Annotated in this window: 4 protein-coding genes and 2 pseudogenes; 5 read left to right on the top strand and 1 reads right to left on the bottom strand. The window is 31.2% G+C overall.

What is annotated here, in order from left to right; genetic code table 11:
- Together AB1Z17_RS12485 and dinB are read left to right on the top strand one after the other, a co-directional pair.
- A pseudogene (locus AB1Z17_RS12485) lies at window positions 1–1,432 on the top strand (DNA polymerase III subunit alpha); the annotation flags it as partial.
- A complete protein-coding gene (gene dinB / locus AB1Z17_RS12480) occupies window positions 1,429–2,652 on the top strand; it encodes a DNA polymerase IV (protein ID WP_368052115.1) in 1,224 nt (407 codons plus the stop codon). The pseudogene AB1Z17_RS12485 and the gene dinB, both read left to right, overlap by 4 nt.
- A gap of 65 nt (window positions 2,653–2,717) precedes the next feature.
- Here the strand turns inward: dinB and AB1Z17_RS12475 are convergent, their stop codons facing one another.
- Window positions 2,718–3,464: an arylesterase gene (locus tag AB1Z17_RS12475; RefSeq protein ID WP_368052114.1), complete on the bottom strand. Its 747-nt coding sequence runs from the start codon at window positions 3,462–3,464 to the stop codon at window positions 2,718–2,720.
- 31 nt (window positions 3,465–3,495) lie between these two features.
- Between AB1Z17_RS12475 and AB1Z17_RS12470 the strand changes: the two genes are divergently transcribed.
- The 3 genes and pseudogenes from AB1Z17_RS12470 to AB1Z17_RS12460 all read left to right on the top strand — a co-directional run.
- Window positions 3,496–4,185 carry an ABC transporter ATP-binding protein gene (locus AB1Z17_RS12470; protein ID WP_368052113.1) on the top strand — a complete coding sequence of 230 codons (690 nt, stop codon included), beginning with the start codon at window positions 3,496–3,498 and terminating at the stop codon, window positions 4,183–4,185.
- A 44-nt stretch (window positions 4,186–4,229) separates the two neighbouring features.
- Window positions 4,230–6,725: an ABC transporter permease gene (locus AB1Z17_RS12465; protein ID WP_368052116.1), complete on the top strand. Its 2,496-nt coding sequence runs from the start codon at window positions 4,230–4,232 to the stop codon at window positions 6,723–6,725.
- Window positions 6,726–7,550: 825 nt separating this feature from the next.
- Window positions 7,551–7,679, top strand: a pseudogene (locus AB1Z17_RS12460) (5-dehydro-4-deoxy-D-glucuronate isomerase); the annotation flags it as partial.
- Between the last annotated feature and the right edge of the window lie 112 nt (window positions 7,680–7,791).

Here is a 7,791-nt window from a genome sequence, read left to right as displayed (position 1 = left end):
TAAACGTTTTAAACAAGACGAAAAAATTAAGTGTTTATTAAAGAACGCCAAAGCTATTGGTTGTTTTTATGTAGAATCTCCAGCAATGCGTATGCTGTTAAAAAAGTTACAAGTAGATAATTATTTAGGCTTGGTTGCTGCAAGTTCTGTAATACGACCAGGAGTAGCTAAATCGGGTATGATGCGCGAATATATTTTGCGCTATAGAAAACCTGAACGCAGAAAAGATGCGCATCCAATTTTACTAAAAATTATGCCAGAAACCTATGGCGTTATGGTATATCAGGAAGATGTGATAAAAGTGGCACATTATTTTGGAGGTTTAAATTTAGGTGAAGCCGATATGTTACGAAGAGGAATGAGTGGAAAATTTAGATCGCGAGATGAATTTATGAAGGTTCAAAATCAGTTTTTTGAGAACTGTAAAAACAAAGGACATAGTTTGGAATTGACTTCAGAAATATGGCGACAAATAGAAAGTTTTGCAGGGTATGCCTTTGCCAAAGGACATTCAGCTTCGTATGCAGTTGAAAGCTATCAAAGTTTGTTTTTAAAAGCCTATTATCCATTGGAATATTTAGTTGCAACTTTAAATAATTTTGGAGGTTTTTACAGACCCGAATACTATATACATGATGCGAGAATGAATGGCGGCATTGTGCATCCTCCAACAATAAATAAATCTCAATATCAGAATTATATAGAAGGAAATAATATTTATTTAGGGTTTATAATGTTAGAGAGTTTTGAAGTTAAGAATGCTTCAAAAATTGTAAAAGAAAGACAAAAAAACGGCTTGTTTTCAGACTTAGATAATTTTATAGATCGTGTTCCCATTTCATTACAACAACTTTCAATACTTATAAAAGTAAATGCGTTTCAGTTTACGGGTAGAAACAAACGAGAATTGTTATGGGAAGCTTATATGAAAGTGAATAAAGTGGTTTTAGAGGAAACCGTAACAACACTTTTTAAATCTGAAAAAATCACCTATAAAACACCCGAACTAAGTTGTTCTAATTTTGAAGATGCTTTTGATGAAATTCAATATTTAGGATTTCCGTTGTGTAGTCCGTTTAAATTATTAAAAGTACCAGTTCATCAAAAAATTATGGCAAAAGACCTATTAAATTATATAGGTAAAATGGTTACTGTTTATGGTTATTATGTAACAGCAAAAAGAACAGGAACTTCAAAAGGCGATTTAATGTATTTTGGAACTTTTGTGGATAGTAACGGTGATCATATTGATACGGTTCACTTTCCATTATCAGCAAAAAAATATCCATTTAAAGGAAGAGGTGTTTATGAATTAACAGGAAAAGTAAGTGCAGAATTTGACTGTGTAAGTGTTGAAATAGAAAAAATGGAGAAATTAACCATTATTCAAGATCCTAGATATGCAGAAGCAACTAAAAAAATAACAGTATGAATTCAACATTAGAACGCTCCATTGTACATATGGATTTAGATACTTTTTTTGTATCGTGTGAACGTTTAATCGACAGTCGGTTAAATAATAAACCCGTTTTAATTGGCGGCACATCAGATAGAGGGGTAGTTGCAAGTTGCAGTTATGAGGCGCGTAAATATGGTGTACATTCTGCAATGCCAATGCGTATGGCAAAACAATTATGTCCAGAGGCAATTGTATTACGTGGCAATTCGGGTATTTACACCAAATATTCTAAATTGGTTACAGATGTTATAAATGACAGCGTTCCTTTATATGAAAAATCATCTATAGATGAGTTTTATATTGATTTAACAGGAATGGATAAATTTTTTGGTTGTCATCAATTAGCTTCAGAATTACGAACTAAAATTATAAGAGAAACAGGATTGCCAATTTCATTTGGTTTATCGGCAAATAAAACAGTTTCAAAAATTGCAACTGGTGAAGCAAAACCTAATAATGAATTAAAAATTAATACAGGAACCGAAAAGTTTTTTTTAGCACCATTATCTGTGCGTAAAATACCAATGGTTGGTGAGAAAACCTATAATACCTTATGCGATTTAGGTATAAAACGCATACAAACAGTGCAGGAAATGCCTGTAAATATGATGGCGCGAGTTTTTGGAAAATCAGGAACTACTATTTGGAAAAAAGCAAATGGCATTGATAATACACCAGTTATAAAATACCACGAACGTAAATCTATTTCTACAGAACGTACTTTTGATAAAGATACCACCGATGTAAACAAATTAAAAAGTATTATAGTTGCAATGGCTGAAAATTTAATTTTTCAATTACGAAGAGGAGATAAATTAACGGCTTGTGTTACGTTTAAAATCCGTTATTCCGATTTTCAAACTTATACAAAGCAAAAAAGGATTCCGTATAGTTCTTCCGATCATTCAATATTACCAGTTGTTATGGAATTGTATAAAAGTTTGTACCAACGCAGATTATTAGTGCGTTTAATTGGTGTTAAATTTAGCCATTTAGTTAGTGGAGGTCATCAAATTAATTTATTTGAAGACAATGATAAAATTTTAAATTTATACCAGGCAATGGATAAAATGCGTGAACGTTATGGCGATAGAGCAGTTATCAGAGCTTCTGGGATGGGTGCAAAAAGTATCAGTCGTTGGAATCCTTTTAACGGAGAACCACCGCCTTTATTAGCAAATAGAAGGCGGTAGTTTTAGTAGAGAAAATCTAATAGTTTTAAGTTGATAGTTGCTGAAACGAGTCTTCTATTTTCAAATTACTCTTTTACTACATTTTTTAAAACATCCCATACATTGTTTGCCAATATTTTATGACCTTCAACCGTTGGATGAATGCCATCTGCTTGGTTTAACTCCGGAACTCCTCCAACATCTTTCAATAAAAATGGAATCAAAGAGAGGTCATTTTTCTCAGCCAATTCAGGAAAAATGGTTCTAAATTCAGAAGTATAATCTTGTCCCATATTTGGAGGCAATTGCATTCCCGCTAAAATAATTTTAGTATTCAAGTTTTTTGTTCGTACAGCATCAATTATTGCTTGTAAATTTCCGCGAGTTTCTTTTAAAGGAACACCACGCAAACCATCATTAGCACCTAATTCTAATACAAAAACATCAATTTTTTGATTCAATACCCAGTTTATTCTACTTTTTCCTCCTGCAGTAGTTTCTCCACTAACTCCTGAATTAATAACCGTATAATTTAAAGAAAGCGAGTCTATCTTAGATTGAATTAGCGCAGGGAAAGCATCATTTGTATCCTCTAATCCAAAACCTGCCGTTAAACTATCACCAAAAATTAAAATAGTTTTTGTTGTGGTATTTTCTACAATAGTTTCTTTAGTTTCGGTTGGAGCAGTTTCATCTATTTTTCCCTTTTTTGAAGTGTCTGATCCACAGGAAAGTAGTATGGCTAAAATTGAAAAATAACAAAACTTTAAGAAAAACTGAAGACCACTATTACTATAATTAAAAATCAAATGTTTATTTTTCCGTTTTTGCATTTTTTGTTAGCATATAAATTAAATGAATACTATGACAAAGATATTAAAGATTCACGAATTAGAGAAAACATATATAAGTGGTTCAAAAAAACTTACAGTATTAAGTAATATTTCCTTTGAAGTGGATGCCGGAAGTATATTTTCTATTGTAGGGCCTTCAGGAAGTGGAAAAACTACATTGCTTGGGTTGTGTGCTGGTTTAGATCACCCAAGTGCTGGAAATATAGAATTATGCGGTAGTAATTTAGAAGCGTTAGATGAAGATGAACGTGCACAATTACGCAATAAAGAAGTCGGTTTTATTTTTCAGAACTTTCAATTATTACCAACACTTACGGCATTAGAAAATGTAATTGTCCCCTTAGAATTACAAGGTGATAAAAATGCAGCTAAGGTTGGGATGGAATTATTAGACAAGGTTGGATTGGCAGATCGTTTTCATCATTATCCATCGCAATTATCTGGAGGTGAGCAACAACGTGTTGCATTGGCAAGAGCATTTTCTAACAAACCATCTATTTTATTTGCCGACGAACCCACTGGAAATTTAGATGAAGAAACAGGCGAAAAGGTAATTCAATTACTTTTTCAGTTGAATAAAGAAGCCGGAACCACCTTGGTTATTATTACCCATGATTTAGATTTGGCGAATAGGACACAACAAATATTGCGCTTAAAAGGAGGAAAAATAATGTCGAATGAAAAAACAATTGCAGGTTAATGGGCAGATTATCCTCAAAAACTTCGGTACAATGGCTATTTAAAATGGCTTGGCGCGATGGAAAAGCAAGCATCTCCAGATTAATGCTTTTTATGGCTTCTATTATTTTGGGTATCGCTGCAGTAGTTTCAATTCAGTTATTTAGTGAAAATCTAAAGCAAAACATTAAAAACCAGTCGAAGGCTTTAATGGGTGCCGATTTTATTATCGACAGCAGACAGCTTCCATCTAAAAAAGTACAAGCGATTATAGATTCATTAAATGTTGCAGCTTCAGAAGTTAATTTTGTTTCAATGGCAGCATTTCCAAAAAATGAAGGTACTAAACTTGTAAAAGTGCGCGCCATAGAAGGTGATTTCCCATTTTACGGAACATTAGATACCGAACCAGAAAATGCTGCTAAAAATTATCAAGAATTAGGTGGCGCATTGGTTGACGCTACCTTAATGTTACAATTCAATTTAAAAACTGGAGATTCTATTAAATTAGGAAAGCTAACTTTTCCAATAACAGGCGCATTAAAGTCTATTCCTGGAAGCACAGCTTTTTCATCTTCAGTTGCACCTACGGTATTAATTCCTTTTCGTTTTATTGAGGCAACAGAATTATTACAATTAGGAAGCAGAAAAGAATACCAATACTTTTTTGTAGCGCCACCTTCAATGGATTTAGAACTATTAGATAAAAAAATAGACCCTATTTTAGATGATGAAAATGCGGATTTAGACACACATACCAGTACCAGTGAACGTTTAGGCCGAAGGTATGATAATGTGAGTAAATTTTTAAATTTAGCAGCATTTATCGCACTTCTTTTGGGATGTGTTGGAATAGCAAGCTCTGTTCATATCTATATTAAAGAAAAATTAAAAAATGTAGCAGTACTAAAATGTATAGGAGCTTCACGAAAGCAAACTTTTTTAATTTATCTAATTCAAATTGTTGGAATTGGCTTGATTGGTGGAATTTTGGGAGCTGCCATTGGTACAGGTTTGCAATATGCCTTTCCTTATATTTTAGAAGGTTTTTTACCATTTGATGTTAAAATATCGATTTCCGCACAACCCTTAATTATGGGAATAACGTTGGGTGTTTTAATGTCTGTTTTATTTGCATTGTTACCATTATTAGGAACTTGGTATGTTTCTCCGCTGGAAGTGTTGCGAGGAACAGATGAAAATTTAGTAAAACCAAGAAAAGCGCGATTATTGACCTTAGCTGCAATTTTATTATTTGTATTTTTATTTTCGTTCTGGTTGTTAAAAAACGCATTGTTTGGGCTATTATTTACAGTTGGTATTTTAGTTACTTTCTCTATTATGGCTGGAATTTCTAGTCTTTTTATGAAATTAATTAAAAAGTATTTTCCAACCAATTGGGGGTTTACAGAACGTCAAAGTTTATTGAATTTATTTCGTCCAAATAACCAGACAATGGTACTTATTTTAGCTATTGGTTTAGGGACATTTTTAATAAGTACATTATATTTTACTAAAGATATTTTATTAGCAAAAACCGCTATAGAGAATTCTAGAGAAAACGCTAATATAATTTTAATGGACGTACAAACAGATCAAAAAGAGGCAGTCGTAAATACAGTGATTCCAAAAGGTTTGGAGGTAATAGATAACATTCCTATTGTTACTATGCGAATGCATAAAATTAAAGAACGATTGGTAAATGATATTCGTAAAGACACGACTTCAACTATGAATAGATGGATTCTAAATCACGAGTTTAGAGTTACGTACCGGGATTCATTGCTAGCTTCAGAAGAATTAGTAGCAGGAACTTGGATTAATAAAATAGAACAAGGTGCGCCTATTTTAGTTTCTATTTCAGATAACATAGCAGGAGATGCAGATTTAGCAATAGGAGATCAAGTTATTTTTAATGTGCAGGGAGTTTTATTGGAAACTACTATTGGAAGCATTAGAAAAGTAGATTGGGGGCGGATGCAACTTAATTTTTCTGTGGTTTTTCCAGCCGGAGTTTTAGAAAATGCGCCACAGTTTAATGTGTTGACAACCAATGTGCCAAATGAAGTTGTTTCAGCGGATTTACAACGTGATTTGGTGCAGAAATTTCCTAATATTTCAGTATTAGATTTACGACAGGTTTATACTATTATTGAAGATATTTTAGATAAAATCTCTTGGATTATTAATTTTATGGCCTTTTTTAGCATACTAACGGGAATTATTGTTTTAATCGGTTCTGTTAGAAATAGTAAATACCAGCGAATTAAAGAAAGTGTATTGTTAAGAACTTTAGGAGCAAAAAGCAAACAAATTGTGCGGATTACAGCACTAGAATATATTTATTTAGGAATGTTAGGAAGTTTGGTTGGTATTTTATTGTCGCTTATAAGTAGCCAATTATTAGCAACATTATTATTTAAAGAACCTTTTATCCCTTCCGCAATTCCTTTTTTAATATTTCTGCCAGGAATTACTTTAATGGTTTTATTAGTTGGTTTAACAAATATTAGAAGTGTTTTAAAAAGTCCACCTTTAGAAGTTTTAAGAAAAGAAGTATAGTTCTTATTTAATTATTAATTAAAAAAGCTTCATAAATTACTGATTTTATCACCTTCAGTATATTTATAGTAATTTTATAAAAACAATGTTCTTAAAAAACCTTTTTCAATAAATATACTTTTAAAGGTTTTACACCAAATATAATAACAGAGTACTACTTTAGAATTAATTATCGGGTTCTATTAAATGATTATAACACATTATTAAAAGATATTAGAAATGAAATTAATAAGATTTGGAAAACTAGAAAAGGAAAAACCTTCAGTTTAATTAGTAAATCGAACTAAAATGTAACCTGTAATTGACTAACTAAATAAAGTTCATGCAAGAGAATATTTTGCTCCTATGTATTATTAAGTGATTTTGTAAATTCATCAGAACTTGAAGAGTCTATTAGAGTTGAAAGAAGATATAAACATGCGGTTGAAGGTCAAAGAAGGCTCGAATTACAACGTTATGGGATTCTTGTACATGTAATGTCTGTAAATTTAATAATTACCGTAACTGTAGATGACTAGTTATTACTTATAACACAAAAATTCTAATATGTTGTATAGTTTAATTATATATCTTTAGCTAAAATAGCATCTAATAGATTTCTTATTAAACTATAGAATAGAACTCTTACTTTTATAAATGTAAAATTATATTTAAAAAGGTGTTTTGTTTAGCCGTTTTAAACTATAATTTTTTCAATTTCAATTTAAAATTATTTTCACCACATAAATATTTCTAATTAAAATATTTACTTTTTTTCATAAAATTTAGTTTTTTTAATAAAAACATGTACATTTGTGTAATCGATTACATTAAAATATTAAAACCATGTCAACATATTACGAATCACGCTATGCATCAAGTCCTAAAGCTGTAAAACAATACGATACACAGCAATTACGAGAGGAATTTTTAATTGATAATTTAATGGAGGTAGGAAAAATTAATTTAACGTACTTAACCTTTGTGATATATATATGTGAATGTCTATGTTTTGTGTTTTGAACAATGTGTGATCGATGTTATAAACAATGTATGATCGATGTTATAAACATTGTATGATCGATAT

This window comes from Lutibacter sp. (assembly GCF_040883305.1).
Classification (GTDB): Bacteria; Bacteroidota; Bacteroidia; order Flavobacteriales; family Flavobacteriaceae; genus Lutibacter.
The sequence above is the reverse complement of the archived record's forward strand: the minus strand, read 5'-3'. Positions and strand labels throughout refer to the sequence as shown.

Bases quoted from the DNA above. Each gene is read 5' to 3' on its own strand.
- AB1Z17_RS12475 (WP_368052114.1), bottom strand. From the start codon at position 3,464: ATGCAAAAACGGAAAAATAAACATTTGATTTTTAATTATAGTAATAGT.
- AB1Z17_RS12470 (WP_368052113.1), top strand. From the start codon at position 3,496: ATGACAAAGATATTAAAGATTCACGAATTAGAGAAAACATATATAAGT.
- dinB (WP_368052115.1), top strand. From the start codon at position 1,429: ATGAATTCAACATTAGAACGCTCCATTGTACATATGGATTTAGATACT.
- AB1Z17_RS12465 (WP_368052116.1), top strand. From the start codon at position 4,230: ATGGCTTGGCGCGATGGAAAAGCAAGCATCTCCAGATTAATGCTTTTT.